The 23,523-nt window shown below is 62.7% G+C and carries 24 protein-coding genes; 15 read left to right on the top strand and 9 right to left on the bottom strand.

Annotation, left to right across the window (positions count from 1 at the left end):
• The 5 genes from AC1XDK_RS19565 to ptsP all read left to right on the top strand — a co-directional run.
• The coding region (locus tag AC1XDK_RS19565; protein WP_483351642.1) for an FGGY family carbohydrate kinase at positions 1 to 720 on the top strand (720 nt) is incomplete at its 5' end.
• 1 nt (position 721) lies between these two features.
• A complete protein-coding gene (locus tag AC1XDK_RS19560) occupies positions 722 to 1,705 on the top strand; it encodes an MIP/aquaporin family protein (protein WP_483351641.1) in 984 nt (327 codons plus the stop codon).
• Positions 1,706 to 1,714: 9 nt separating this feature from the next.
• Positions 1,715 to 1,954, top strand: coding sequence for a hypothetical protein (locus AC1XDK_RS19555; protein ID WP_483351640.1), 240 nt, complete (start codon positions 1,715 to 1,717; stop codon positions 1,952 to 1,954).
• 65 nt (positions 1,955 to 2,019) lie between these two features.
• Positions 2,020 to 2,289, top strand: coding sequence for an HPr family phosphocarrier protein (locus AC1XDK_RS19550; RefSeq protein WP_483351639.1), 270 nt, complete (start codon positions 2,020 to 2,022; stop codon positions 2,287 to 2,289).
• The gene (ptsP, locus tag AC1XDK_RS19545; RefSeq protein ID WP_483351638.1) at positions 2,286 to 3,989 is read left to right on the top strand and encodes a phosphoenolpyruvate--protein phosphotransferase; all 1,704 of its coding nucleotides are present in this window, start codon (positions 2,286 to 2,288) and stop codon (positions 3,987 to 3,989) included. The genes AC1XDK_RS19550 and ptsP overlap by 4 nt, the downstream gene beginning before the upstream one ends.
• 62 nt (positions 3,990 to 4,051) lie before the next feature.
• Here ptsP and dhaM read toward each other — a convergent pair whose 3' ends face one another.
• The 3 genes from dhaM to dhaK form a co-directional block, all read right to left on the bottom strand.
• Positions 4,052 to 4,432, bottom strand: coding sequence for a dihydroxyacetone kinase phosphoryl donor subunit DhaM (gene dhaM, locus AC1XDK_RS19540; protein ID WP_483351637.1), 381 nt, complete (start codon positions 4,430 to 4,432; stop codon positions 4,052 to 4,054).
• Complete coding sequence (gene dhaL / locus AC1XDK_RS19535; protein WP_483351636.1) at positions 4,433 to 5,164, bottom strand: dihydroxyacetone kinase subunit DhaL; 732 nt, start codon at positions 5,162 to 5,164, stop codon at positions 4,433 to 4,435.
• 488 nt (positions 5,165 to 5,652) lie between these two features.
• Positions 5,653 to 6,654, bottom strand: a complete 1,002-nt coding sequence (dhaK, locus tag AC1XDK_RS19530; RefSeq protein ID WP_483351635.1) for a dihydroxyacetone kinase subunit DhaK — start codon at positions 6,652 to 6,654, stop codon at positions 5,653 to 5,655.
• Positions 6,655 to 6,812: 158 nt separating this feature from the next.
• Here dhaK and AC1XDK_RS19525 point away from each other — a divergent pair, with 158 nt between their 5' ends.
• Both AC1XDK_RS19525 and AC1XDK_RS19520 read left to right on the top strand, forming a co-directional pair.
• Positions 6,813 to 8,393, top strand: coding sequence for a protein kinase domain-containing protein (locus tag AC1XDK_RS19525; protein ID WP_483351634.1), 1,581 nt, complete (start codon positions 6,813 to 6,815; stop codon positions 8,391 to 8,393).
• Positions 8,394 to 8,423: 30 nt separating this feature from the next.
• On the top strand, positions 8,424 to 9,158 hold the full coding sequence (locus AC1XDK_RS19520) for a hypothetical protein (protein ID WP_483351633.1): 735 nt from the start codon (positions 8,424 to 8,426) through the stop codon (positions 9,156 to 9,158).
• A gap of 7 nt (positions 9,159 to 9,165) precedes the next feature.
• On the opposite strand, the gene AC1XDK_RS19515 is transcribed toward AC1XDK_RS19520, so the two are convergent.
• On the bottom strand, positions 9,166 to 10,014 hold the full coding sequence (locus AC1XDK_RS19515) for an aldo/keto reductase (RefSeq protein ID WP_483351632.1): 849 nt from the start codon (positions 10,012 to 10,014) through the stop codon (positions 9,166 to 9,168).
• Positions 10,015 to 10,161: 147 nt separating this feature from the next.
• On the opposite strand from AC1XDK_RS19515, the gene AC1XDK_RS19510 reads away from it, so the two are divergent.
• Positions 10,162 to 10,638 (top strand): DUF6789 family protein, encoded by a 477-nt coding sequence (locus AC1XDK_RS19510; RefSeq protein WP_483351631.1) that lies wholly within the window; start codon positions 10,162 to 10,164, stop codon positions 10,636 to 10,638.
• Positions 10,639 to 10,652: 14 nt separating this feature from the next.
• Here the strand turns inward: AC1XDK_RS19510 and AC1XDK_RS19505 are convergent, their stop codons facing one another.
• Both AC1XDK_RS19505 and AC1XDK_RS19500 read right to left on the bottom strand, forming a co-directional pair.
• Positions 10,653 to 12,392 (bottom strand): cbb3-type cytochrome c oxidase subunit I, encoded by a 1,740-nt coding sequence (locus tag AC1XDK_RS19505; RefSeq protein ID WP_483351630.1) that lies wholly within the window; start codon positions 12,390 to 12,392, stop codon positions 10,653 to 10,655.
• 138 nt (positions 12,393 to 12,530) lie between these two features.
• Entirely contained in the window at positions 12,531 to 12,932 is a 402-nt protein-coding gene (locus tag AC1XDK_RS19500) for a universal stress protein (protein WP_483351629.1), read from the bottom strand.
• Positions 12,933 to 13,096: 164 nt separating this feature from the next.
• Between AC1XDK_RS19500 and AC1XDK_RS19495 the strand changes: the two genes are divergently transcribed.
• Both AC1XDK_RS19495 and AC1XDK_RS19490 read left to right on the top strand, forming a co-directional pair.
• On the top strand, positions 13,097 to 13,870 hold the full coding sequence (locus AC1XDK_RS19495) for an SIR2 family NAD-dependent protein deacylase (RefSeq protein WP_483351628.1): 774 nt from the start codon (positions 13,097 to 13,099) through the stop codon (positions 13,868 to 13,870).
• A gap of 93 nt (positions 13,871 to 13,963) precedes the next feature.
• Positions 13,964 to 14,491: a DUF6789 family protein gene (locus tag AC1XDK_RS19490; protein WP_483351627.1), complete on the top strand. Its 528-nt coding sequence runs from the start codon at positions 13,964 to 13,966 to the stop codon at positions 14,489 to 14,491.
• A 24-nt stretch (positions 14,492 to 14,515) separates the two neighbouring features.
• On the opposite strand, the gene AC1XDK_RS19485 is transcribed toward AC1XDK_RS19490, so the two are convergent.
• Positions 14,516 to 14,689 carry a hypothetical protein gene (locus AC1XDK_RS19485; RefSeq protein WP_483351626.1) on the bottom strand — a complete coding sequence of 58 codons (174 nt, stop codon included), beginning with the start codon at positions 14,687 to 14,689 and terminating at the stop codon, positions 14,516 to 14,518.
• Positions 14,690 to 14,822: 133 nt separating this feature from the next.
• On the opposite strand from AC1XDK_RS19485, the gene AC1XDK_RS19480 reads away from it, so the two are divergent.
• The 4 genes from AC1XDK_RS19480 to AC1XDK_RS19465 all read left to right on the top strand — a co-directional run bounded on the left by AC1XDK_RS19480 (position 14,823) and on the right by AC1XDK_RS19465 (position 19,464).
• Positions 14,823 to 16,688, top strand: coding sequence for a bacterio-opsin activator domain-containing protein (locus tag AC1XDK_RS19480; RefSeq protein ID WP_483351625.1), 1,866 nt, complete (start codon positions 14,823 to 14,825; stop codon positions 16,686 to 16,688).
• Positions 16,689 to 16,792: 104 nt separating this feature from the next.
• Positions 16,793 to 18,583, top strand: a complete 1,791-nt coding sequence (locus tag AC1XDK_RS19475; protein ID WP_483351624.1) for an asparagine synthase-related protein — start codon at positions 16,793 to 16,795, stop codon at positions 18,581 to 18,583.
• Positions 18,584 to 19,037: 454 nt separating this feature from the next.
• The gene (locus AC1XDK_RS19470; protein ID WP_483351623.1) at positions 19,038 to 19,262 is read left to right on the top strand and encodes a hypothetical protein; all 225 of its coding nucleotides are present in this window, start codon (positions 19,038 to 19,040) and stop codon (positions 19,260 to 19,262) included.
• 52 nt (positions 19,263 to 19,314) lie between these two features.
• Complete coding sequence (locus AC1XDK_RS19465; protein ID WP_483351622.1) at positions 19,315 to 19,464, top strand: hypothetical protein; 150 nt, start codon at positions 19,315 to 19,317, stop codon at positions 19,462 to 19,464.
• Here the strand turns inward: AC1XDK_RS19465 and AC1XDK_RS19460 are convergent.
• Positions 19,461 to 21,308 carry a helicase HerA domain-containing protein gene (locus AC1XDK_RS19460; protein WP_483351621.1) on the bottom strand — a complete coding sequence of 616 codons (1,848 nt, stop codon included), beginning with the start codon at positions 21,306 to 21,308 and terminating at the stop codon, positions 19,461 to 19,463. The genes AC1XDK_RS19465 and AC1XDK_RS19460 overlap by 4 nt on opposite strands.
• A gap of 345 nt (positions 21,309 to 21,653) precedes the next feature.
• Here AC1XDK_RS19460 and AC1XDK_RS19455 point away from each other — a divergent pair, with 345 nt between their 5' ends.
• The gene (locus tag AC1XDK_RS19455; RefSeq protein ID WP_483351620.1) at positions 21,654 to 22,667 is read left to right on the top strand and encodes an NAD(P)/FAD-dependent oxidoreductase; all 1,014 of its coding nucleotides are present in this window, start codon (positions 21,654 to 21,656) and stop codon (positions 22,665 to 22,667) included.
• Positions 22,668 to 22,669: 2 nt separating this feature from the next.
• Here the strand turns inward: AC1XDK_RS19455 and AC1XDK_RS19450 are convergent, their stop codons facing one another.
• A complete protein-coding gene (locus AC1XDK_RS19450; RefSeq protein WP_483351619.1) occupies positions 22,670 to 23,449 on the bottom strand; it encodes a helix-turn-helix transcriptional regulator in 780 nt (259 codons plus the stop codon).
• Positions 23,450 to 23,523: the final 74 nt, after the last annotated feature.

Here is a 23,523-nt window from a genome sequence, read left to right as displayed (position 1 = left end):
ACCTACGGGACGGGAAGTTTCTTCCTCCTGAACACGGGCAACGAGGCCGTCGAAAGCGAACACGGCCTCCTCACGACCGTCGCGTTCCAGCGCTCCGGCCAACCGGTGCAGTACGCGCTCGAGGGGGCCATCTTCGTCACCGGTGCGGCCATCGAATGGCTCGGTGACGTGGGGTTCATCGACGACGCGGCGGAGACGGAGTCGATGGCTCGGAGCGTTGATTCCACTGACGGCGTGTACATGGTGCCCGCCTTTACGGGCCTCGGTGCGCCCCACTGGAACCAGCGCGCTCGCGGAACCCTCGTCGGGATGACACGGGGTACTCGCCCCGAGCATATCGTCCGGGCGACACTCGAATCCATCGCCTACCAGACCCGCGACGTGGCCGAGGCGATGGAGGCCGACAGCGGCATCGACGTCGAGTCGCTGAAGGTCGACGGCGGCGCGGTGAAGAACAACTTCCTCTGCCAACTGCAAGCCGACATCCTCGGTGCCGACATCGTTCGTCCCGTGGTGGACGAGACGACGGCGCTCGGGTCGGCCTACGCCGCGGGACTCGCTGTCGGCTACTGGGACTCCGTGGACGACCTGCGAAAGAACTGGCAGGTGGACCGCGAGTTCGAGCCGAAGATGTCCGAAACCGAGGCAGACGCGAAGTACAACCGCTGGGAGGATGCGGTCGAGCGCTCCCTCGGATGGGCGCGCGAGGGAGGTGACTGAGATGACGGACGAGGTGGCAATCGACAGCGGCGAACCACTCCCCGATGGCGGGGAAACCGCCACCGACGGCTCGGAAAAGGAGTACTGGGGCGCGAAGTACGTGAACGAACTCGTCGGGACGTTCATCCTCGTCCTCCTCGGGGACGGGGCAGTCGTCGTCTCGGTGTTGACGGAAGGGTTCGACCTGTTCGGCGTGGCCGTCCTGTGGGGATTCGCGGTGATGTTCGCGGTGTACTGGGTCGGCGGCGTTTCGGAGGGTCACATCAACCCTGCCGTGACCATCGCGAACGCCGTCTGGCGGGACTTCCCGTGGAAACACGTCCCGGGCTACATCGTCGCCCAAATCGTGGGGGCGTTTTTAGCGGCCGGGACGTTGCTCGTCACGTGGTCCGGCTACTACCAGAGCTTCAGCGAGGCGAACAACGTTGTTCGCGGCCAACCCGGAAGTTCCATCACCGGAATGACGCTCTGGACGTTCTTCCCGAATCCCGCCTTCGCGGGCGTGAAAATCGGGGATTACAACTCGCTTCAGCAGGCCGCGTCGCTCGTCTCGTTCCCACAAGCGTTCTTCAGCGAGATGGTCATCACGGCCATCCTCGTGGCCGTCATCTTCGCGCTCGTGGACGACGAGAACCCCATGGGTACGCGGGCCTCGCCCGGTATCGCGGCGCTCCTCATCGGACTGCTCGTCGCGGCCCTCGTCCAGTACGAGGCACCCATCAGCATGGCGGCGTTGAATCCGGCCCGCGACCTCGGTCCGCGAATCATGGGATACATCGCCGGATGGGGTCGAATCGCCTTCCCCGGTCCGCGCGGCGGTTGGTGGCTTCCGACCGTCTCCACCATCGTCGGCGGTATCATCGGCGGCGGACTGTACGACTTCCTGACGCGTCGGTACGTGATCAAGCTCGAAGCCGAGGAGATAGAACCCGAAGAACCGGCGGTCCACGACGAGGAGCAAGAACGACCCGCCGGAGGGAGCTAGAGCGGAACCGTGACGACTTCGGACGACCCGAAGCGTTCGACGGGTTCCTACCTCCGACTGGTGTTTCTCGACCCGGTGAGTCTCGCGGGACTGGTCGTCCTCGCGTGTGGACTCGCGCTCGTCGCCGTCTCCGCGCCGGGAACGCCGGTCAACAAGCCGCTCCTCGGTGGGTCGCTGATGTTGGTCGGCACGGTGTTGTTCGCGCTCGGCTACACCCGAGCGCAGTGGGGATTGCAGGAATGGGGGTGATGGCCGAAACGAATGGCGGCGATAGCATGAAGCGGCTTCCACTCTAACAGTCGCCCATGCCTCGGATGGAACGAACCCTCACCATCGTCCCGGCAGATGGACTGCACGCCCGACCAGCCTCGAAATTCGTCAATACCGCGAACGAGTTCGACGCCGACTGTACCGTTTCACTCGTAGACGGCGACCCGGTCGACGCTCGGAGCATGCTGTCCGTGACGACGCTCAACGCCCGAAAGGGAGACGAGGTTCTCCTCGTGGCGGAGGGCGACGACGCCGAGGAAGCCCTCGACGCGCTGACGGACGTTCTCACGACCCCGGAGGAGAAGGAAGCGTGACGACGGAACTTTCGGGAACGGGGGTGACTCCGCGCGTCGGAATCGGTCGCGTCGTCTGGTATCGCGGAACGACCGACCTCAAAGACCCGCCCGACCCCGCGACCGTCGACCCCGACGAGCAACTCGCGGCCTTCGAGTCGGCACAGGAGGCCGCCCACGAGGAACTCGAACGCGAGCGAGAACGGGCGAGCGAGCGCCTCGGAGAGGACGAAGCAGAAATATTCGACGCACACAGAGCGTTCTTGGACGACCCGGAAATCGTCGGCGGTATCGAGGCGGCCATCGAGAACGGCCTCCCCGCACCGCACGCGATTCGCCGGGCGTTCACGGACCCCATCGCCCGCTTCGAGAACTTAGACGGGCCGATGGCCGAGCGGGCCGACGACCTCCGCGACGTGCGCGATAGGTTGCTTCGACTCGTGACGGACGGCGACCGGATGGACCTCGGCGACCTTCCCGACGGGTCGGTTCTCGTCGCGGAACGGTTGACCCCGAGCGACACCGCACAACTCGACGCCGACGCGATCGCCGGGTTCGCCACCATCTTCGGCGGCCGAACGTCGCACGCCGCGATTTTCGCCCGCTCGCTCGCCATCCCCGCCGTCGTCGGCGTCGGCGAGGAACTCGCCCAAGTCGGCGACGGGCGGGAACTGATGGTGGACGGCGAGAGGGGGATAGTTGTCATCGACCCCGACGATGAGGCCCGGAACCGAGTTTCCGCCTCGGAGACGGCCATCGTGGCGGACCACGTTTCGACGGCGGGCGGCCGGGAAATCGAAGTCGCGGCCAACGTCGGAACGCTCGCCGAACTCGACGTGGCGGCGGAACAGGGTGCCGACGGCATCGGTCTCTTCCGAACGGAGTTCCTGTTCCTCGACCGCGAAGCACCGCCGGACGAGGAGGAACAGTACGAAGCCTACACCGCCGCGCTATCGGCGTTCCCCGACGAACGAGTCGTCGTCAGGACGCTCGACATCGGCGGCGACAAACCGATTCCGTACCTCGACACGCCGGACGAGGCGAACCCGTTCCTCGGCGAGCGCGGAATCCGGCGCTCGCTCGGCCCCGATTCCGACCTGTTCGAGACCCAGTTGCGCGCCCTGCTCCGGGCCGCTGGGGACCACGATGGCGCAGATGGCTCTCTCGCCGTGATGTTCCCACTGGTCGCTAACGTCGAGGAACTGGACGCGGCGCTCTCCCGCGTCGAATCGGTCGCGGAGGAGTTGGCGGAGGAAGGCACGACCCACGCCGTTCCCGAACTCGGCGTGATGATAGAAACGCCCGGTTCGGTGTTCATGGCCGAGGCGCTCGCCGAGCGTGTGTCGTTCCTCAGCATCGGGACGAACGACCTCACGCAGTACGTGATGGCCGCCTCCCGCGAAAACGAGCGGGTTTCGGACCTCCACGACCCGCGCTATCCCGCCGTCCTCCGCGCGATTCGCCGAACCGTACGTGCCGGTCACGACGGGGACGCGTGGGTCGGAATGTGTGGCGAGATGGCTGGCGACCCCGACCTGACGACCCTTCTCGTCGGTCTCGGCTTGGACGAACTTAGCATGAGCGCAATTACGGTGCCGGACGTGAAGGCGAACGTCCCGGAAATCGACACGGACGACGCTGCCGAACGCGCCGACCGAATCCTCGCCGCCGAAACCCGAGCGGAAGTCGCTCGTCTGCTGTCGGCGGAGGACGCCGAATAAAATCAGAACCGTACTTCCCCGAAAACGGCGGCGTCGGCCGCCTTCGACCTACTTCCGACGAGTTACAACTTCGAAATCTCGCCCGCTTCCTCGGCCGCATCGAGGACGGATTCCACGGTGGCCTTCGGACTGTTCGCCGTGACCGCCGCGTTGACGGTCCCTTCGAGGATCGGCGCGTCGGCGATTTCCGCCTCAACGTCGGCCATCTCGACGGCGAGTTCCGTGTTCATCACCGCGCTCCCCAAATCGACGAGGACGACGACGCCGTCCTCGCCGGAGAGCGAATCCAACGCCTCCTGTATCTCGGGGGCACTCGTTCCGAGGCCGCCGTCCGGGTCGCCGCCCACCGCCTCGATGGAAACGTCGCCCGCCATTTCCGCCGCCACTTCTCGAATCCCCTCCGCCGCTCGTTCGCTGTGGGAGACGACGACGATGCCGATCATTCAGACACCCCCCGGTTCGCTGTCCTCAGGTGTCGGTTCCTCGTCCGGAACCGTCGGCGACTCCGCGTCCGCTTCGAGGCCCCCGTCGCCGAGGTATTCGACCGCCGTATCCTGTATCTCCTCGACGATGAACAGCGTGCTCGTCGCGCCGGGGTCCTGATGGCCGACCGACCGCCAGCCCAGATACGACGCCCGGCCCTTCTTCGCCCGAATCGGCGTCGTGAAGTTCACCCCGCGTTCGCAGGCGTCCATCGCCTTCGTCAGCGCCTCGACGGGTTCGAGGTCGTCTTGCTCGATGGACTTCTTGTAGGTGTGGACCGCGGGCGTCAGCGCGTCCACCATCGTCTTCGAGCCGACCGGCGCGTCCCCTCTGTCCTGTACCTTCTCCAGAAACGCCTCGGCGAAGGCCACCGTCGATTCGGCGTTGACACCGTCGGACAGTTCCGCGCTGGCGTTCATGAACGACCCGCCGTACAGCGGCCCGGCGGCCCCGCCGACCTCCGAAATGAGCGTCACGCCGACCGTCTTCACGAGGTCGGCGGCGTCCGCGTCGTCCATCCCGTTCGTCTTTTCGAGGACGGCCTGGAAACCCCGGTTCATGTTCGCGCCGTGGTCGGCGTCGCCGATGGCCGAGTCGAGGTCGGTCAGGTACTCCTTCTCGTCGGCCATTCGCGCCGCGACTTTCTCGATTGCAGAACGCACCGCTTCCCGCTCCGTTGCTGTATCTGCCATCTCTATGCCGACCCCACGGGGCGGGGTAGGGTAAACCTTCGCTCGTGTCGTCGGTGACTGTTCCCGATTCAGACAAAATCCTATCGATAGTATCGGGATGGGTTGTGACGCAAATACTGATTTGTTGACGTTCCAAAAACGCATCAGTCCACTGAGGATGATTCTGAGCAGTTCAGACCGAAAGGACGGTCACTATCGTAACTCCAATCACGAATCCGACTCCTCCTCCGAGGAGGTCCGTAACGATTCGCGCCGGTGTTGATTGCAAAATTATCAAATCAGTAAATAACTTGTCCGACAAAAGAGTGAGGAGGAACATACACCCGAGTACGATTACGACGCTCAGAACGTAACCGAGGACAGTTATCATATATTCCAAAACGTTTTGTTAGTACTAAAATAGCTCGAAAACGAGGGTAGTCTATTCGATGTTACTGGTGGTGAGACGAAGTTTCACTCCGCGAAACAGTTCCGAAATATGATTTCGACTACGCCACCGTCAACGCGGGCGTCTCCACCGGATGTGCCAACAGTTCCTTCAACTCGTCGTCCAACTCCAACACCGTCACCGAACACCCCTGCATGTCGAGCGAGGTCATGTAGTCTCCGACCCACGCGTCCCACGTCTCCAATCCCTCGTCTTCCAGTATCGACTGGAGTTTCCGGTTCACGATGTACAGTTCCGACAGCGGCGTTCCGCCCATTCCGTTGACGATGGTGGCGACTTCGGTTCCCGAATCGAGGTCGAGGTCGTCGAGGACGTTCTCGGTCAGTCGCTCGGTGATATCGTCCGCGGACATCGTCTCGGTGCGTTCGACGCCCGGTTCGCCGTGAATCCCGATACCGAGTTCGATTTCGTCCTCACCGAGGTCGAACGTCGGTTCGCCCTTCTCGGGCGTGATACAGGAGGTGAGCGCGGTGCCCATCGTCGCCACGTTGTCGATGACCTTCTGGGCGACTCGCTGTACCTCGTCCAAATCCCCGCCTTCGTCGGCCATCGCTCCAGCGACCTTGTGGACGAAGATGGTACCACAGACCCCGCGGCGTCCGGAGGTATACAGCGAATCCTCGACGGCCACGTCGTCGTTGACGACGACCTGCACGACGTCCACGTCGGATTCCATCTCGGCCATCTCGCCCGCCGTCTCGAAGTTCATCACGTCGCCCTCGTAGTTCTTGATGACCATGAGGACGCCCTCGCCGCCGTCACTGGCCTGTACCATTTCGCTCACCTCGTCCGCCGTCGGCGAGGTGAACACTTCGCCTGACGCCGCGCCGTCCAGCATTCCCGGCCCGAGGTACCCCGCGTGTGTCGGTTCGTGCCCGCTTCCGCCGCCGCTCACGACGGCGACCTTTCCCTCGACCGGCGCGTCCGCTCGAACGAGGACGTTCGAGTCCGGCAGTCGTCGAACCTCGTCGGGATGCGCGGCGACCATCCCGTCCAGCATCTCGTCCACGACCGCCGACGGTTCGTTGATGAGTTTCTTCATGTGTCGTGTTACCATCTACTCCGTGGCGCATAAGGGTTCTTTCGATTATCGTGACAGTTCACCGGGGATCCGGTATTTTCCCGTTTCCCGACCCGGTTCGGAGGACACACAACGGCTATTGCATATCGAACCATCGATAGGTAACGAAGATTAAATATATGGGACGGTTCGACTCCGAGGAGCGCGATATACGGCGATACGGGAACGGAGAGCGTGCGAACGTCTTCTCGGCGCGGGACGTTTCGGACCTCCTCGTGTCGCTCGACGCCGACGACCCGAAGCGACGAGCGAGCGCGGCGTCGGCACTCGCGGAGGTGGCCGCCAACGCGCCGGAACGGGTTCCCGTTCCGGACCTCACACAGGCCATCACCGACGACGACCAGTGGGTACGACGCGGCGCGACGTGGGCGCTCGCGGAAGTCGCGCAATCCAATCCCGGCGACGCCAAGTTGGCCATGAAACACGTTCCCGAGTTGGTCGAAGACGGCGACCCGCTGGTGCGCGAAAACGCCGTCGTCACCGTGGCCGGCGTGGCCGAAACGTATCCTCGGTCCGCGGAACCGGTGTTCGGTTCGCTCTTCGAACTCCGAGACGAGGGGAGCGGAACCGTTCGACGGTACGCGACGGAGGCGATTCGACACATCTCCAACGCGCTTTCTGGGGCGACGTTAGACGGCCAACCGGTCGTCATCAGCGTTTCCGACCCGGAAACGGCGGAGGTGTTCCCCGCCGGAGCGAACGTCGTGCAGTTGGGACGGGGCGGGCCGGAAACGGGTGCCATCCGTATCGAACCGGCGTCGGAAGTCGATGGGATATCGACGTCGAAATCGTCATCCGGGGACACCTTCCGTTCCGGCACGGGTCCGCCGTCCCCCGAGGACATCGAATCGCCGCAACCGCTTCCGGTCGAGTACGAGGATTTCGAGACGCTGCGTCCCGCCGGGCGCTCGCCGCTCGTGGTCGCTCACCACGCACGGGCCGCGACCACCCGTGAACAGCACGCCATGACGACGCTGTTTACCCTTCGACCCGACCATCGGGAGCAATCGATTATCGATTCGTTCTTCGACGCCATCGACCGGTGGGAGGCCATCCACGACCACGACCACGTGCTGACTGTTCGAGCACGCGGGAACGTCCCACCGTGGGTCGCGACGGAGTTCACTGGTGGTGGAACGTTAGACGACCACGTAGCCGTCGGATTGGAACCCTCGCTCTGGTTCGCACACGGCATCGTCAGAACTGTTTCACACGCCCACGCCCTCGGGGTGATTCACGGCGGCCCCTGTCCCCCCGCGATACGGTTCACGAGGACGTTCGGTTCGACGTGGCCCGTCCCGAAGATCGGCGATTGGGGATTCGCCGAGGTGATGGCCGACGCTCGACTGACGCCCGTGCCGCCGGCCTACGCGGCACCCGAGCATCTGGAACCCGAATCCTTCGGCGGCATCGACCATTCGACCGACGTGTACGGTCTCGGTGCGGTTCTGTACGCCCTCTTCACCGGCGATTCGCCGTTTGCGGGCGACCCGCACCTCGTCGTGAAACGGGTGACGTCGGATGCTCCGCCGATGCCATCCGATGTGAATCCCGACGTGCCGCCCGAAATCGACGACTGTCTTCAGCGCGCGCTGGCGAAGCGCAAATCGGACCGATACGAAACGGTCGAAGACCTCCGGGTCGCTCTCGAACGAGTCGTCGAATCACACTATCCTGAACTGATGGGTCGAATATATTAAATAACTGCGCGCTCATCTCGACGCAAGCAGATGGTCATCCCACTCGCACAGGTCGGTGCCGACGCAAGCGGTGGCGTCGTGCGGTTCGTCGGTTCGGGCCTCCTCGCCGTCTCGGCCGGAATCTTCGGATTCTACGCGTTCCGTAATCTGCAGTTGAATCGATTGGAGTCCCAACGACCCTTCTGGCGCTATCTCGTCTCCATCGGCCTTGCGGGGGTTCTGTACGGCGTCCTCGGGATGGCGGGCGTGCTTTCCGCGGACCGATGGCTCCTCGCGCTCGCCCACGCGACGTTTCTGTTCTGCACCGTCTTCCTCGCGTTCGCGATGCGCGAACTGTACTACAACAGCACGTTAGCCCCGCCAGCCGACGAACGGCGGTTTCCATTGTCGCGACTGCGCCGAATCGAAATCGGGTTCGTCGGCGTCATCCTGTTCGAACTCCTCGTCGTCCTGCTCCTCGGTCACGGCTCCGTCGTCTCGTTCGTCAAAGGCCTCGGAAGCCTCTCGTTCGCCGTCTACGGCATCGTCTTCGCCGACCGACTCGAATCGCTCGCGCAGGGAACGTCTATCGACACGCTGCGTCGCCACTTGCTTCCGGTTTTAGTCTGTTCGGGCCTCCTCGGCCTCGCCGACCTCGGCGTCGTCGTCGGGGTCGAGTCGGTGCTCGTGGGAAGCGTCGAAAGCGTCTTCGTGGTGATGATCGGTGCGTTCCTGCTCACCGCGACGATTCGACTTCAGCAGAACGTTCGCGGTCTCTCGGCCTGACTTCCACTTAATCGAGACGTTCCATCTCGTCGGAAGAGAGGTCGATGTGCGACGCCGCGACGTTTTCGTGCAGGTGGTCCACGCTCGACGTGCCCGGTATCGGCAGCGTGACCGGCGAATGATGAAGCAGCCACGCGAGAGCTATCTGTCGGTCGGAGGCGTCGTGGTCTGCGGCGATTTGGTCCACCACGTCTGCCTTGTCGCCGAGGTCGCCCGCGCCGAGCGGGAACCACGGGATGAAGCCGATGTCGTACTCCTCGCAGGCTTCGAGCACGTCCTCGTGTTCGCGGTTACCGACGTTGTACTGGTTCTGTACCGTGGCGATGTCCACGATGTCGCGGGCCTCCTCCAACTGTTCGACCGAGACGTTGCTCAGGCCGACGTGTCGGACCTTCCCCTCGTCTTTGAGTTCCGCGAACGTGTTCACGGTGTCCTCGAACGGGACGTCCGGGTCCGGGCGGTGGTACTGGTACAGGTCGATGGTATCGACTTTGAGTCGGTCGAGGCTACCGAGGATGGCGTTCCTGATGTAGCCCGGTTCGCCGCATTTCGGCCACGACCCGTCCCGGGCGTCGCGCCAGAGGCCGCCCTTCGTGGCGACGACGAGGTCCGAGGGATAGGGATGGAGCGCTTCACCGATGAGTCGCTCGCTCACCGCTGGGCCGTAGGAGTCCGCCGTGTCGATGAAGTTCGTGCCGGTCGAGACGACTTCGTGCAGGACGCGTCGCGCTTCCTCCTCGTCGTCCGGGCGTCCGATGATGTCCTCGCCGGTGAGACGCATCGCGCCGTAGCCGAGTCGGTTGACCGTCAGTTCGCCGCCGATGTCGAACGTGTCGCTCTCGTTCTCGAGTGTCACGTCGAAAAGTGAGCTGTCCACCGGGTAACGTCTTTTGGCGAACCACGTGACCTCGTCCCTTCGGCGGGTTCCGTGTCCACGAAAACGATTTTTCTCCGGCGGCAGATAGGGAGTACATATAAATCGCTCCCGCTCATGCCAGTTAGTATGTCACAGGACGTCGCGGGATTCGACGATGATTCCGGCCTGCCCCCCGCCGTCGTAGAGGGGATTCAGACGCTCAAGGCGGGTATCGTCAGCACCGCCATCATGCTGTTCATCTTTCTCGTTGCCGAAGCCGAATCGCGGTTCAACCTCGGTGTCCCGTCCGCAATCGCGAAGTTCGTCAGAATGCCCGGCGACCTGTACCTCGGTTTTGCCGTCTTCGTCTTCGCCGGTGTCGTCGTCTGGCCCCTGTTGTTCGCGGCGATAGAGGACCGATTCGCGGTCATACCCGGTGCCGACGATATCGGCGTTCGCGGCATCCTGTTCGCCTTCCTGCTGTGGTTCGCGTTCCTCGGCTTAGGGTCGGCGGGACTCCAACTCGAGGGCGCATTTTTCTTCCTCTACATCGTCTTCAGCCTGCTCGCTCACCTCGCCTACGGCTACTCGTTGGGCGTCTTCTACGGTCGATTCACGCGATAAAAAAGCGCCGAGAGTTACTCCAACTGTTCCTCGAACCACTGCCACTCGCGCGAGAAGAAGCCGTATTCTTTCAGGTTCCACACGTCCGCGTCGGTGACGATGGGCCCGTTCCGGTAGGACTGGAGCATGTTCCACACCCAGACCAACGTGCCGAGTGCGATGATAAACGCGCCCACGGTGGCGACTTGCTGGAGGAACGCGAACTGCGGCGGGTAACTCGCGTAGCGCCGCGGCAGGCCCACCATGCCGAGGACGATGAACGTGTTGAACGTCAGCATGACGCCGATGAAGGTGAGCCAGAAGTGGACCTTCGCGAGGAATTTGTTGTACATTCGGCCCGTGAAGATGGGGAACCAGAAGTACACCGCCGCGAACATGGCGAACGGAATCAGCCCCATGATGATGAGGTGGAAGTGGCCGACGACGTAGTAGGTGTCGTGGAGCACGAGGTCGACCGGAATCGACGCGAGGAACACGCCCGTTACGCCGCCGATGATGAACGTCGCAATCGACCCCACGCAGAAGAGCATTGGCGCGGTCAGGCGAATGTTTCCGTTCCACATCGTGGAAATCCAGTTGAAGACCTTGACGGCGCTCGGCACCGCGATGGCCAACGACACCGCCATGAAACTCGCCCTGAGGCGCGGGTCCATCCCTGTCGTGAACATGTGATGTGCCCAGACGCCGAACGAGAGGACGCCGATTGCGAGCGTCGAGTACACGACGAACTTGAACCCGAACAGCCGACGCCCGGTAAACCGGGGGATGATGAGGCTTATCAGCCCCATCGGCGGGAGGACGAGGATGTACACTTCGGGGTGACCGAAGAACCAGAACAGGTTCTGCCAGAGGAGCGGCCCGCCACCGTTGAGCGCGAAGAACGTCGTCCCGAACACGCGGTCGAACAGGAGCATGAGGATGGCGCTGCCGAGGAGCGGGAAGGCGAACAGAACGAGGCCCGCCTGCGTGAGGAGCGTCCACGAGAAGATGTCGAGTTCGGCCCACTCGACGTCCTTCTGCGTGAACGTGGTCACGATGATGTTGACCGCCCCCATCGTGGTGCTGAGTCCCGAGAGGTGTAACCCGAGGAGCATCACGTTTATCATTGGATTCGACTGCTGACGTGACAGCGGCGTGTACATGGTCCACCCGGTGGTCGGCGGTTCGAGCGTGAAGAAGGGTTGTGCGGCCGCGTTTCCGAGAACCGGCTGAATGACGTGGCCGAAGATATCGGAGATGAGGCCGAATCGGACCAACAGGAACGCCGCGGGCAGCAGCCAGAAGGCGATGGCGTTGATGCGGGGGAACGCCATGTCGTCCGCGCCGATGAGGAGCGGCAGGAAGTAGTTCGCGAACCCGAACAGGACGGGCGTGGCGAAGAAGAACAGCATCGTCAGGCCGTGCATGGTGAACAGGCCGTTGTAGGTCGTGGCGTTCCAGACGTCCACGTTCGGGGTGAACAACTCCGTCCGTATCATCATCGCGTCCATGCCACCCCAGAAGAACGCGACGCTCCCGAACAGGAGATAGAGGAGGCCGATGTCCTTGTGGTCGACGGTCGTCAGCCATCGGATGACGCCGGTCGGTTTCCCGTATCCGGCTGGAAATCCGCTGACGTAGCCGCCGTCGGTCTTCGGCGTCCCCTTCTGTTCGATTGCGTCTTCGATGTTGAGCGAGCGAGCGAGCAAGAGCGCGGTCGCCACCAGCGCGAGTCCTAGCCCGACACCGGTGGCGGCTTCTCCGAGGAGATTCATTGTGGTCGTGTCCCTACCAAATATCGGTCACAGTCGGTCGTGATTTTACGGTGCGATTCGGCTCGTAATACGCCGTTAGGACGGACGCGCCTTAACCGACTGGGCCGTTCCCAGTCGATGAAAACGGACGCGGGGGTTTTATCTGGACTTCCGAAGCGGCACGCCGACGACGGGATGGCGAGTCTGCATGAGGACCGATTGGGTGTTGCTCCCGAACAACACCTTCTGGGCGGGGCTCCGCTTCTGGGTCAGCCCGATGGCGATTTCGTCCGCGTCCAACTCGTCCGCGGCGGTGAGGATGTCGTGGGCCGGGTCGCTCGCGTCCGTGTTTTGCTCCGTCTCGACGTCGAACTCCCCGCCGAGTCGTTTTCGAAACACGGAGAGCGCTTGCTGTCCGTCCGCAACCATCTCCTCGTCGTTGCCGCCGTGGAGCGAGTTCAGCACGTGTACTTCGTCCTCCTCGTCGAGGCGCGATTGGAGGTAGTCACACATTTTCTCGCTCGTCTCGGCGCTGTCGGTTCCAGCGACGATTCGGGTCATGCTTGCAGAGAAACCCGCGGGAACCTTAAAGTGGATGGCAGGCGAAATGACGTGATTCGGTCAGGACAGGATTCCATCACGGTTCTTTCGAATAGTTCCGACTGACAGGTTCTCGCGGTTCGATTTCCACAACTATACAAATCCACCGTCACTGATTTCGGAGCATGAACGACATCGCCCGACTCGCGGAGTGCATCCGTGACGCGGAGTCCGTGGTCGCCTTCACGGGTGCGGGGATGAGCACCGCGTCGGGCATCCCCGACTTCCGGAGCGACTCGGGACTCTGGAACCGCTTCGACCAGGAGGAGTTCTACTACCGTCGATTCCGAAGCGACCCGGCGGAATTTTGGGCCGACCGTCTCGAACTGCACGAGACGATGTTCGGCGGCGACGTCGGACCAAACGCCGCCCATCGCGCACTCGCCGAACTCGCCGCCGCCGGAAAGTTGGACGCCATCATCACCCAGAACACGGACAGCCTCCACGCGGACGCCTCGAACGCTCACAGCGGCGGTTCTGCTGCCCCTGATATCGTCGAACTGCACGGCAACGCTCACCGCGTCGTCTGTGACGACTGCGGTCGGCGAACCGACGCCGGACCCGTCCGCCGCCGAATCGAGTCCGGGGAACTGCCACCCCGTTGTACGGCCTGTGACGGCGTCCTCAAACCCGACGTGGTACTGTTCGGCGAGCGGTTGGAGGAGGAGACGCTCCACCGCGCACGACGATACGCACGGAGAGCGGACGTGTTCCTCGCCATCGGGTCGTCGCTGACGGTTGAACCCGCGGCGTCGCTTCCGCGAACCGCCGACCGCGGGGGGGCGACGACCGCCGTCATCAACTTCGACGAGACGCCGTTCAGTCCGAACGCTGCCTTCGACGTTCGCGGGGACGTGACCGACCTCCTCCCCGAACTGCGCGAGAACGTCGCCGAGTGAACGGACGGACGTTTTTCTTCGGCTTTCGGCGTCGAAACTCTCGGATTCCTGATGGAGGAACGATTTTTGCTACTGTACGTGCTATCATCAATCATGGTTGATAATGGCACACAACCGGCCGTCGAGGTCGAAGTCGGCGAGGAAGTCGCGGAACCGGACTTCGACAGCCTCTCCGGAATCATCACGGACGGGTTCATCGGAGCCGTCGGCGGACTCGTCGGCACTGCCGTCATGACGGCCGTGCTACTGGTCGGAGCGACGCTCGGGGCGTTCGACCTCAACTCGTTCTCCGTGCTGGCACAGCTCACGGGTGCCGACGTACTCCTCCCCGCGAACCCGGCGGCGGTCGGATACGTCATCTTCCTCGGCGGCGGGATGGTGACGTGGCCGCTCCTGTTCGTCTCCATCGGGTCGTATCTGCCGGGAGAAACGTACGCGGTGAGAGGACTTCCGTACGGATTCGTCCTCTGGACGGGGTTCGTCCTCGCCTTCTACGACGGCTACACGGGAATCCTCCTCGTGCTGTATCTGGTGTTGACCCTGCTCGCGCACTTCGCCTACGGCTTTTCCCTCGGCGCGGTGTTCGACTACCTCTCGAAGCGCCCGACGACGCTCGTCTGAACGACGAGTGTTCGATTTTCCGGCTTACTCCTCGACCCCGTCGAGGTCGGTCGAATACTCGTGTTCGGGCCGCCGTTCGTGTTCCTCGAACGTCTCGACGAGACCCGAAACGTCCTCCCCCGTCTGCATCCGATACTCCCGCAGTATAGAGACGATTCGTTTGATTTCGTCGTCCGTAAGCGACACCGTGTTCGACATGGTGGTTCCTACCGGATGACGGCTGAAAAACGTCGTGGCAGAAAGGACAAAATACTCGGGACCGAGTCAGAGGTGGGACGAAACGTGTCGCCAATAACTGAACTACTATTTTCCGTCAGTCCCTAGGGTAGGTATGGACATCCCTGACGAGGCGCGCGTGGGGGCGAGTCAGGCGCTCTCCCGACTCTCTACTCCACTCATCGCGCTGGACACCGACTGGCGGGTTGCCTACCTGAACGACCCGGCCCGCGACCTCCTCGGCGTCGGTATCGACGATCGGTTGCCGACGGCGCTCCCGCCCGAGGTCGGCGAGACGATCGTCGATCACTGCAAAACCGCACGACGCAACGACCGCACCGAATCGTTTTCCGTCGCCATGGAAACCCGATACGAGGCCACCGCTCACCCCGATTCGGACGGCGTGACGGTCCTGTTCCGCGAGGGGGATACCGCCGCCACGGAGGACGTCGTCGCCGAACTCGACCTGAAAGAGCGCGCCATCAACGAGGCTCCGGTCGGTATCACCATCGCCGACGCGAAACCGGACAACCAACCGCTCCTGTACGTAAACGAGGCCTTCGAGGAGCTAACCGGATACGAGGTCGAGGAGGTCCGCGGACACAACTGCCGATTCCTACAGGGGGAGAAATCCGACCCCGAGGCGGTGGCGGCCATGCGTCACGCCATCGAGGACGAGGTACCGGTTTCGGTCGAACTGCTGAACTATCGCAAGGACGGGTCGGAGTTCTGGAATCGCGTGGACATCGCGCCGATTCGGGACGAGACGGGAACGGTCACTCACTTCATCGGGTTCCAGATGGACATCTCGGAGCGAAAACGGGCCGAGCAGGCCGCCCACCGGCGGGCCACCGAACTCGAACACCTCCTCGAACGAATCGAGGGACTCCTCGGCGACGTCACCAGTGCGGTGGTGGAAGCGCCGACCCGCGAGGCCATCGAGACGGCGGTCTGCACGCAAGTGACGCAGGTCGAACCCTACAACTTCGCGTGGATCGGCGAGCGAAACGTCCGAACCGACGGGGTGGAGGTGCGGACCGTCGCAGGGGACTGTGACCCCCAACCCGACCACCCCATCGTCACCGAGGCCTTGGAAACCGGCGAGTTGCAGACCGACACGCTCGACGTCGAGGACTGCTCCGCGGTCGCCGCCGTCCCGCTCTCGTATCACGACACGGAGTACGGCGTGTTGGCTATCTGTGCGACGAAATCCGACGCGTTCGACGAACGGGAACAGGTCGTCCTTCGCTCGCTCGCCCGGGCCATCGGGAGCGCCGTCAACGCCCGCGAGACGCGCCGCATCCTCATCGCCGACAGCGTGGTCGAGGCCGAGTTCTCCTTCCGGAGTCCCGACCTCTTCTTCGTCGATATCGCCGACCGAACCGACGCCGAAATCGGCTACCTTCAGTCGACCAATCGGGACGACGGGTCGGTCGTCTCGTTCTTCTCCGTCCGCTGTGATTCCACCGAGGATGTGTTAGAAATCGTCGCGGAACGAGACGACGTGCTCGACGCGCGAGTGGTCGCGGAACAGGACGACGAAACGGTGTTCGAGTTCGTCCTCCCGGAGGGGACGCTCGTTTCCACGATGTCCGACTACGGCGGCAAGACGCAGGACATCACGGCGACGCCCGACGAGGCCCGCGTCCTCGTCGAGTTCCCACAGGACGCCGACGTTCGAAGCCTCATCGAGCGCCTGAAGGAGTCGTACGCCGGCACGGAACTCCTCGCCTATCGGCACCACGAACGGCCCGCGAAGACCAAACAGGACTTCATCGAGAGCCTCACCGACACCCTCACCGAGCGACAGTTGACCTCGCTCCAGAAGGCCTACGTCAGCGGCTTTTTCGACTGGCCGCGGCCGGTGACGGGGGAGGAACTCGCCGAGTCGATGCACATCTCGCGTTCGACGTTCCACGAACACCTTCGCGCAGCGGAGCGGAAACTCTGTGCCGAATTCTTCGGCGACGGCTCACAGTAGGGAAAACCAATCCGATTTTTCTCACCCTACGCGCGTTCGTACGTCGGTCCTACGTCCGGTGAAGGCGTCTCATAACAATATAGGCTCTCGTGAACGTCTCTGCTATGCCCGGCGTAACCGGTGGTACTGTCAACAGTCGAGCGCTCGGTGAGATGCTCGGCGTGATGGACGACGAGGAATGGTACGGAACGGCCGAACGGTCCGTTGGCGACCGTCGAATCGGACTCGTTCACCACGGCGACCGCGACCCGAACGGATGGACGATGTGGCACGACGGACGACGCGTCGGCGTGCTTCACGGCGTCATATCGAACCGTGCGGAATTAGGATGGTCGAACGACGAACTCTTCGAGCGGGTTCTTTCGGACCCGGACGGCACGCTTCCGAAACTCAGCGGCCCGTTCCTGCTCGTCGCCGCCGACCGCTCCGCAACCCTCGTCGCGACGGACAAACTCGGCACCCGACCCTGTTACTACTCGACTGTCAACGGATTCCTGTTCGGCAGCCAACTCTCTTCGCTCGTCACGCAACTGCACGACCCGCGAGTGGACGAACGGGCGGTGAGCGACATGCTGTTCATGGGCTACGTGTTCGGCCACAAGACGCTGGTGAGCGATGTCCGGTCGCTCCGGCCGGCGTCGTATCTCAGATACGAGGACGGCAACGTCGAAACGCGTCGGTACTGGGAACCGGACTTCGGCATCGGCCCGCAGGAGGGATATGTCGACGAGGCCGTGCGTCGGTATCGACGCGTGGTCAAGAACGCCGCGAACACCTTCGACGGGCGAGCGGGGGTGTGGCTCTCCGGAGGCCTCGACAGCAGGACGCTCGCCTCCGCGTTGAAGGACGAAATCGGCTCGTTTCGGACCTTCACCTACGACAACTCCGCGACGCAGGAGGACCGCTTGGGTGCGGAACGCGTCGCGGAATCTCTCTCCCTTCCGAACCAGTTCTGCGGGTACTCTGCGAGCGAGTTCGTCGAAACCATCGAACGCGGCGTGGACATCATGGACGGGATGTTACAGTGGGGATTCTTCGTCAACCTCCCGCCCGTCCTGAACGACGTGTCGGGACAGGTGGACGTGCTGTTCGAAGGCAGCAGTCAGGGCGAGTTCTTCGGCGACGTGCTTTACCGGTCGTATCTGACCGACATGTCGTCGGTGGACGCACTGGTCGCCCAGAAGGGTCAAATTTCCCCCGACGACGTTCGGAATCTCCTTTCCTCGGACATCTCTCCCACCCAATCCGTCGGCCGCGTGGTCGAGGAGAGTACGCAACCCCGTCGGGAACACCGCACGTTGGACGCGCTCTGGCAACTGTTCGCCGACTCCCACTTCCGCTCGAACCGCCTGTATCGCAGTCAGGCGGGGACCCGCGTTCCCTTCGCCGACGGCGAGTTCATGAACCACGTCGCCCGGATGCCCTTCCAGCGCTATCGAATCGGATCCCTTCCCGGAACCCGTGGTCGGATTCCCACCGCCGTCGCGCCGCTCAAACTCGAAGTCGCGCGGCGGGTCGGCGGGCCGTCCGCGACGGTTCCCTACAATCGGACGAAGCGGCCGCCGACGTCGCCGCTCGCGCTCCACACGGCCGGGTTCGTCGCCGACAACCTGAAAAAGCGCCTCGTCGGACCTGACGCCTGCCTGATGGGGCGTTGGTACCGGAACGACCCGACGATGCGGTCGTTCGTGAACGGACTGTTGGACGCCGCCTGTAACCGCGACGTCTTCGATTCGAACGGCGTTCGTACCCTTCAGCACGAACACCTCGACGGTCACGCGGACCACCTGAAGACGATTTCGTCCATCACGACGGTCGAACTCTGGTTACAGAAGCACCTCGATGCACCCCGTTCCAGTGCTGCTCAACGTGTCACCGTCGGCGAAGCAAAGTAGTATTTAAAATGGCTCATGTACATTGAGTCAAAATAGGAACCTTCAAGAGTCGCGCATTGGACGGTTCGTACGCATGGTGCGTGGCAGGTCGGTACGTGGTACTCATCTATCCGAGGAATGGACACCCCCTCTTACCGGGCCGTCGACCCCTCGTGGCTGTCCACGGTAGCTCTGTCTTCTCTTCGTTCTCTCCGTCCCCTTTCATTCGCTTCCTTTCTTTTGTTTTTCCTCCTCTGTTTCGTTTCCATCCTTTCGTCCCTTTCACTTTCAGTTGTCTCCCGTTTGGCGCGTGTGAGCACTCGATTCACGTCGACATATCTCTCCACTTACTGTCTATGAAGTTTGATAGTTTCTGACGAACAGCAGCAAATGTTGAAAGATGCAATAAAAACTTCCCGAATTAACAGAAACATATAAGCATTCAGCCCGTGACGCCGACACAGGCTGGTTACGCGTGGCTCAACAAACGAACGACGAAACGACGGACGAAACCCACAAACGACGTCTCATGGCCCTCGTGCTTCCTATCTTGGGCGTCTGCTGGCTCGCGTTTATGGCGTTTCCGGGGCTCCTCGGCGAGGAGTCGGCTATCGATTACGCCGCGATGGCCCTCGGTGCCGGGTTGATGGTCGCCGGTGCGTTCCGGTTCCTCTACGACCCCTCGGAGACCGAGGAGTGACGCCGAAAGACGGAGAACGTTGCGGCGCGTATCGATAGCGATGACCTTCGGTGTGTTTTTACTCGTTTACCTCCTCTTCGTCGTCGTCTTCCTCTCGGTCGGCATCGCGCTCATCTCCCGCTGCCGGGAGAACGGTGAGTGGCAACCGCGTGGTCTCGTGGACGTGGAAGAAGACGCCGGAATAGACGAGGAGTGGCGTTAATCGCGCCACTGAGAGTGAAGTTCACTGTGATGTGCCCGCTCGTCGGGGTCGGTGACGACCGAAATCATTCCCTCCCTGTCGAGGGCGTACTGGCGCGCATTGTCCCGCGTGACGAGCGACCGATTCCGTAGCTCCGCGAGGAGACTCTGAATCTGTTCGACGGACGCCGTCACCCCGTCCGCGATTTCGTGGACGGTCATCGGTCCCCCCGAGGCGAGCGCCTTGACGACATCCCACGCGTGGTGTTCGTTGCACAGCGACTCCCGCCGCGCGGCCTCGATGCGCACCGCCACGGGGTCCGCGTTCGCCAATTCCACGAGAGAGGAGGTGTCGGGAATCGAGTCGTTCGAGACGGCGCTTCCCAGTTTCCGCCCGCGCTCCCTGAGTTCCCGCTGATACGCTTCGATGGAACCCTTGTCGTCCGGACTCTCCCTGCTCTCGGGGCTCGAAACGTTCGCCCCCCAGCGCTTTCGCGTCCCCGCCGAGGCTTCTTCGGCGGTTTCGTGTCGTTCGTCGGCGGATGTGGTCTGTTCGCCCACACCGCTCGCAGCGGGACGCTCGCTCGCTCCGAGCGAGTCGCCCGACTCGTCCGATTTCAGCGATTCGGTGGATTCGCTCGCTTCGACTGATTCGACCGGCTCGGCCGGCTCGAACTCGTCCAGAGTGTTCGCTTCGACGTCCTCCACCCCTTCGTTCCACTCCTCGAACGAGCGGAGTTCCGTCTGCTCGTTTTCCAGTTCCTCGACGCGTTCCCTGAGTTCCCGGATTCGCTTGTTCTTCTCGCGGAGTCGCTCCTCGAACTCCTCGGGGCCGCCGAGATCGCCGTGGGCGAGGGCGTTCGCCATCTTGCGCGCGGCGTTGGACACGTCCCGCGCCGTCTGTAGTTCGTTCTCCAAGTCGGCGATTCGCTCCTGTTTGCGCTCCAGTCGGCTTTCGAGTTCGGCGACCCGGTTGTGTTCCTGTTCTTGTAACTCGGTGATGCCCTCCAAATCCTCCATCAGCGCGTCGCTGACGGATTTGAGTTCCGGGCGCTCGAAGTCGTCCAACCCCGGCGTCGCCCCCGCGTCGAACGTCCGCTTCCGGTCGAACTGCACGCGCCGAATCCCGCTGTCGGTCCAGTCCGTCTGTACGAAGGCCTCCCCGGCGTTCAGGTTCGGAACCTCCTCGCCGTACTCGTTCCCGACGATTCGGCTGACGACTTTCGTGTCGTTCTCCCACGTCAGGCGATGCCAGACCAGCCAGTTCGCCTGCGTGATGAAGTCCTTTTTCACGTCGGCGGGGCGCTGGCTGATACCCATGATGCCGAGGCCGTGTTTCCGTCCGCGTTTGCCGACCTTGATGAGCATCTTGCCCGTCTCGCCCATGCCGCCGCCCTCCGGGATGTACTCGTGGCACTCCTCGACCACCAACAGGAACGGCTTTTTCAGTTTCTTCTCCTTGGCGAACAAGTGACGCGCCGTCTCGCGGATGAGTGCGTCGGCCTCGTCGTCGTCCAAAAACCCCGACACGTCGAGGATGATGGGAACGTTCTGTTCGAGCGCCAACGAGGCGACCTTCTCGGCGTGTTCCGCGCCGACTTGGATGTCACATTCCTCGTCAGCGCCGACGTGGAGGAGTTCGTACTCCTCTTTCAGGCCGTAGTACTCGCCGTCCGCGTCGATGATGGCGACCGGATAGCCCGCGTCTAACAGTTGTTCGACAACGACGGACGCCGTGTTCGACTTCCCGCTTCCCGATTTCCCAGTGACGAAGCCACGTCCCGTCAGGATTTCGACGACCGGAATCGCCACTTCGGTGTCGTCGGCGACGAGGTGACCGACCGGCAGTTGTTGTTCGTTGTCCATTCTCTTACATCCCGATTCGACAGGAATTCCTTCAACTTTTGCATCAGGGGGATTTTGCGTCGGAGGAATCATCTAACATACATAAATTTTCTGATGCGTATAAAAACGGATGCGGGTGGAAGGGATAGTACGCGAACGGATGTCGAACCCGCTCTCTTCACGAACGCTCGAAAGTCGTCATCCACACTTGCCGCGCCATACCAATCACATCTGCCGCGCCGCAACCACTTTGCCGCGAGCGACCGAACGAGTTCGTATCATGGTGTTTTCGGAAGACGAAACGCTCATCGACGGAAAATCGCCGCCGGACATCGATGGGACGAGACGAGCGACCGAGGTGCTGACGTGACCCGCATCGCCGTCGTGGGCGGCGGCGTCGCCGGGCTAGGGGTCGCCCTCTCCGTGGGTGACGACGCGGAAGTAACGATTTTCGAGCGTACCGAGCGAGTCGGTGGTCGCGCCGCCACCCGCGAGCGGGAGGGCTGTGTTTACGACGTCGGCGCGAACTACGTCAAAAGCGACGACGACCGCGTTTCACGCGTCATCCGTGACCTTGGCGACGGCTTGGTCGAAACCGAGGGGCCTGTCTGGACCTTCGACGCCGACGGCGAGATTACCGAGGGTCGCGACGAGGAGACCCCGAAGTGGACGTTTCGGGACGGTCTCGGGACGCTCGGAAAACGACTGTGCGGCGCGAGCGACGCGACGGTTCGGACCGACACCCGAATCGTCGGCCTCCGCCGGGACGAGGCGTGGTACGTCGAGGACGCGGACGGCGATGAATACGGCCCGTGGGACGCCCTCGTTCTCACGCCGCCAGCGCCGATCACGGCGTCCCTCCTCGACCTCGCGGAGTGGGAGGGGGACGTTCGCCGAGAGCTTCGAGAACACGTCGGTCACGTTCCCTACCGACCGATAATTACCGTCGCGTTACACTACTCGTTCGAAATCGAGCGACCGTACTACGCGCTCGTGAACGCGGACAAGGACCACGAAATCGGATGGCTGTCGAGGGAATCCTGCAAGCCCGGACACATCCCGAACGGTGAGGGCCTGCTCGTCGTACAGATGGCCCCCGATTGGTCCGCCTCACGCTACGACGACGACGATTTCGACATCGCTACCGAAGTCGCCGACCGAGCGGCGGACCTCCTCTCGGAAAACCCGCTCGCGGCCCCGGACTGGTACGACGTGATTCGATGGCGGGACGCGCTCCCGAACGACGGGGCCGAAAGAGACGTGCTACGACAAGGGGTCGCCTCGGACCTGTTTTTCGCCGGGGATTGGGTCGCGGGTGAAGGACGGGTTCACCGCGCGTTGGCGAGCGGACTCGAAACGGGCGACGAACTTCGCGACTGACGTCACTTCTTCCAATCGGCGTGTTCTCGAACCGACGTCGCCTCGGCGAGGTACTCCTCGTAGAGCGACTCCGCCCACGAGCGGACTTCCGGGGCGTCGGTGTCCGCGAAAACGCGGAGAATGCCGTTTTCGTCGTAGCCGCCGATACCGACTCGGTCGTCGAATATCGCCAGCCCGAACGGCAAGTCGTCGTAGACGTACAGGTCGAGTTGGCCGCTCTCGATGGCGTTCTCGGTCGCCTCGCGGTGGTCATCGAGGAGCTGGTCGATGACCGTCGGGAGGTAAATGATTTCGGTCCGCATCCCCGCCATGATGCTGTCGCGGATTTCGTCCACGTACATCGGCGCGATGGTGGTCGTGTCGAATCCACACAGCGTTTCCGACTCGCGTAACAGCGAGATGAACCGGCGAACGGGTCCGTACGGGTCGCTCGGTTCCTGTACGGTTATGGTCGCCTCGGTGAAATGTTCGAGGTCGATCTCCGTTCGGTCGAGGGACGGCAACAGTGCGGACAACTGTTCGGCGACCGAAACGGTGTCCTGTAAGTGCTCGACCTCCTTTGCCACGATACGTCCCAACGGGCTGAGTTCGTACGTACCACCGACGCGACGGATAAGCGATTTATCGGTCAACTCCCGGACGATACGGTGTGTCGTGGTTCTCGACACCTCGATTTCGTCCTGTAGCTCCGAGCGCGTCAGCGACCGGCCAGCCAACGCGTGTAACGTGTCCGCTCGCTTGACGGCAGCGACGACGAGTTCCGAGTTTTTACCCTCACTCATCGACTGTCATATTGTATTTCTCTGGTATAGTGTTTCACACTTCGAACCGCGTTTCGATACGTGGGATGGTTTCA

Source organism: Haladaptatus sp. HS23, assembly GCF_056892285.1.
Note: the sequence above shows the minus strand (reverse complement) of the source record. Positions and strands in the feature narration are given on the sequence as shown.

Bases quoted from the DNA above. Each gene is read 5' to 3' on its own strand.
- AC1XDK_RS19500 (WP_483351629.1), bottom strand. From the start codon at position 12,932: ATGACCCGAATCGTCGCTGGAACCGACAGCGCCGAGACGAGCGAGAAA.
- AC1XDK_RS19520 (WP_483351633.1), top strand. From the start codon at position 8,424: ATGGTCATCCCACTCGCACAGGTCGGTGCCGACGCAAGCGGTGGCGTC.
- dhaL (WP_483351636.1), bottom strand. From the start codon at position 5,164: ATGGCAGATACAGCAACGGAGCGGGAAGCGGTGCGTTCTGCAATCGAG.
- dhaM (WP_483351637.1), bottom strand. From the start codon at position 4,432: ATGATCGGCATCGTCGTCGTCTCCCACAGCGAACGAGCGGCGGAGGGG.
- AC1XDK_RS19510 (WP_483351631.1), top strand. From the start codon at position 10,162: ATGTCACAGGACGTCGCGGGATTCGACGATGATTCCGGCCTGCCCCCC.
- AC1XDK_RS19475 (WP_483351624.1), top strand. From the start codon at position 16,793: ATGCCCGGCGTAACCGGTGGTACTGTCAACAGTCGAGCGCTCGGTGAG.
- AC1XDK_RS19490 (WP_483351627.1), top strand. From the start codon at position 13,964: ATGGTTGATAATGGCACACAACCGGCCGTCGAGGTCGAAGTCGGCGAG.
- AC1XDK_RS19495 (WP_483351628.1), top strand. From the start codon at position 13,097: ATGAACGACATCGCCCGACTCGCGGAGTGCATCCGTGACGCGGAGTCC.
- AC1XDK_RS19550 (WP_483351639.1), top strand. From the start codon at position 2,020: ATGGAACGAACCCTCACCATCGTCCCGGCAGATGGACTGCACGCCCGA.
- AC1XDK_RS19525 (WP_483351634.1), top strand. From the start codon at position 6,813: ATGGGACGGTTCGACTCCGAGGAGCGCGATATACGGCGATACGGGAAC.
- dhaK (WP_483351635.1), bottom strand. From the start codon at position 6,654: ATGAAGAAACTCATCAACGAACCGTCGGCGGTCGTGGACGAGATGCTG.
- AC1XDK_RS19505 (WP_483351630.1), bottom strand. From the start codon at position 12,392: ATGAATCTCCTCGGAGAAGCCGCCACCGGTGTCGGGCTAGGACTCGCG.
- AC1XDK_RS19450 (WP_483351619.1), bottom strand. From the start codon at position 23,449: ATGAGTGAGGGTAAAAACTCGGAACTCGTCGTCGCTGCCGTCAAGCGA.
- AC1XDK_RS19480 (WP_483351625.1), top strand. From the start codon at position 14,823: ATGGACATCCCTGACGAGGCGCGCGTGGGGGCGAGTCAGGCGCTCTCC.
- AC1XDK_RS19485 (WP_483351626.1), bottom strand. From the start codon at position 14,689: ATGTCGAACACGGTGTCGCTTACGGACGACGAAATCAAACGAATCGTC.
- AC1XDK_RS19460 (WP_483351621.1), bottom strand. From the start codon at position 21,308: ATGGACAACGAACAACAACTGCCGGTCGGTCACCTCGTCGCCGACGAC.
- AC1XDK_RS19560 (WP_483351641.1), top strand. From the start codon at position 722: ATGACGGACGAGGTGGCAATCGACAGCGGCGAACCACTCCCCGATGGC.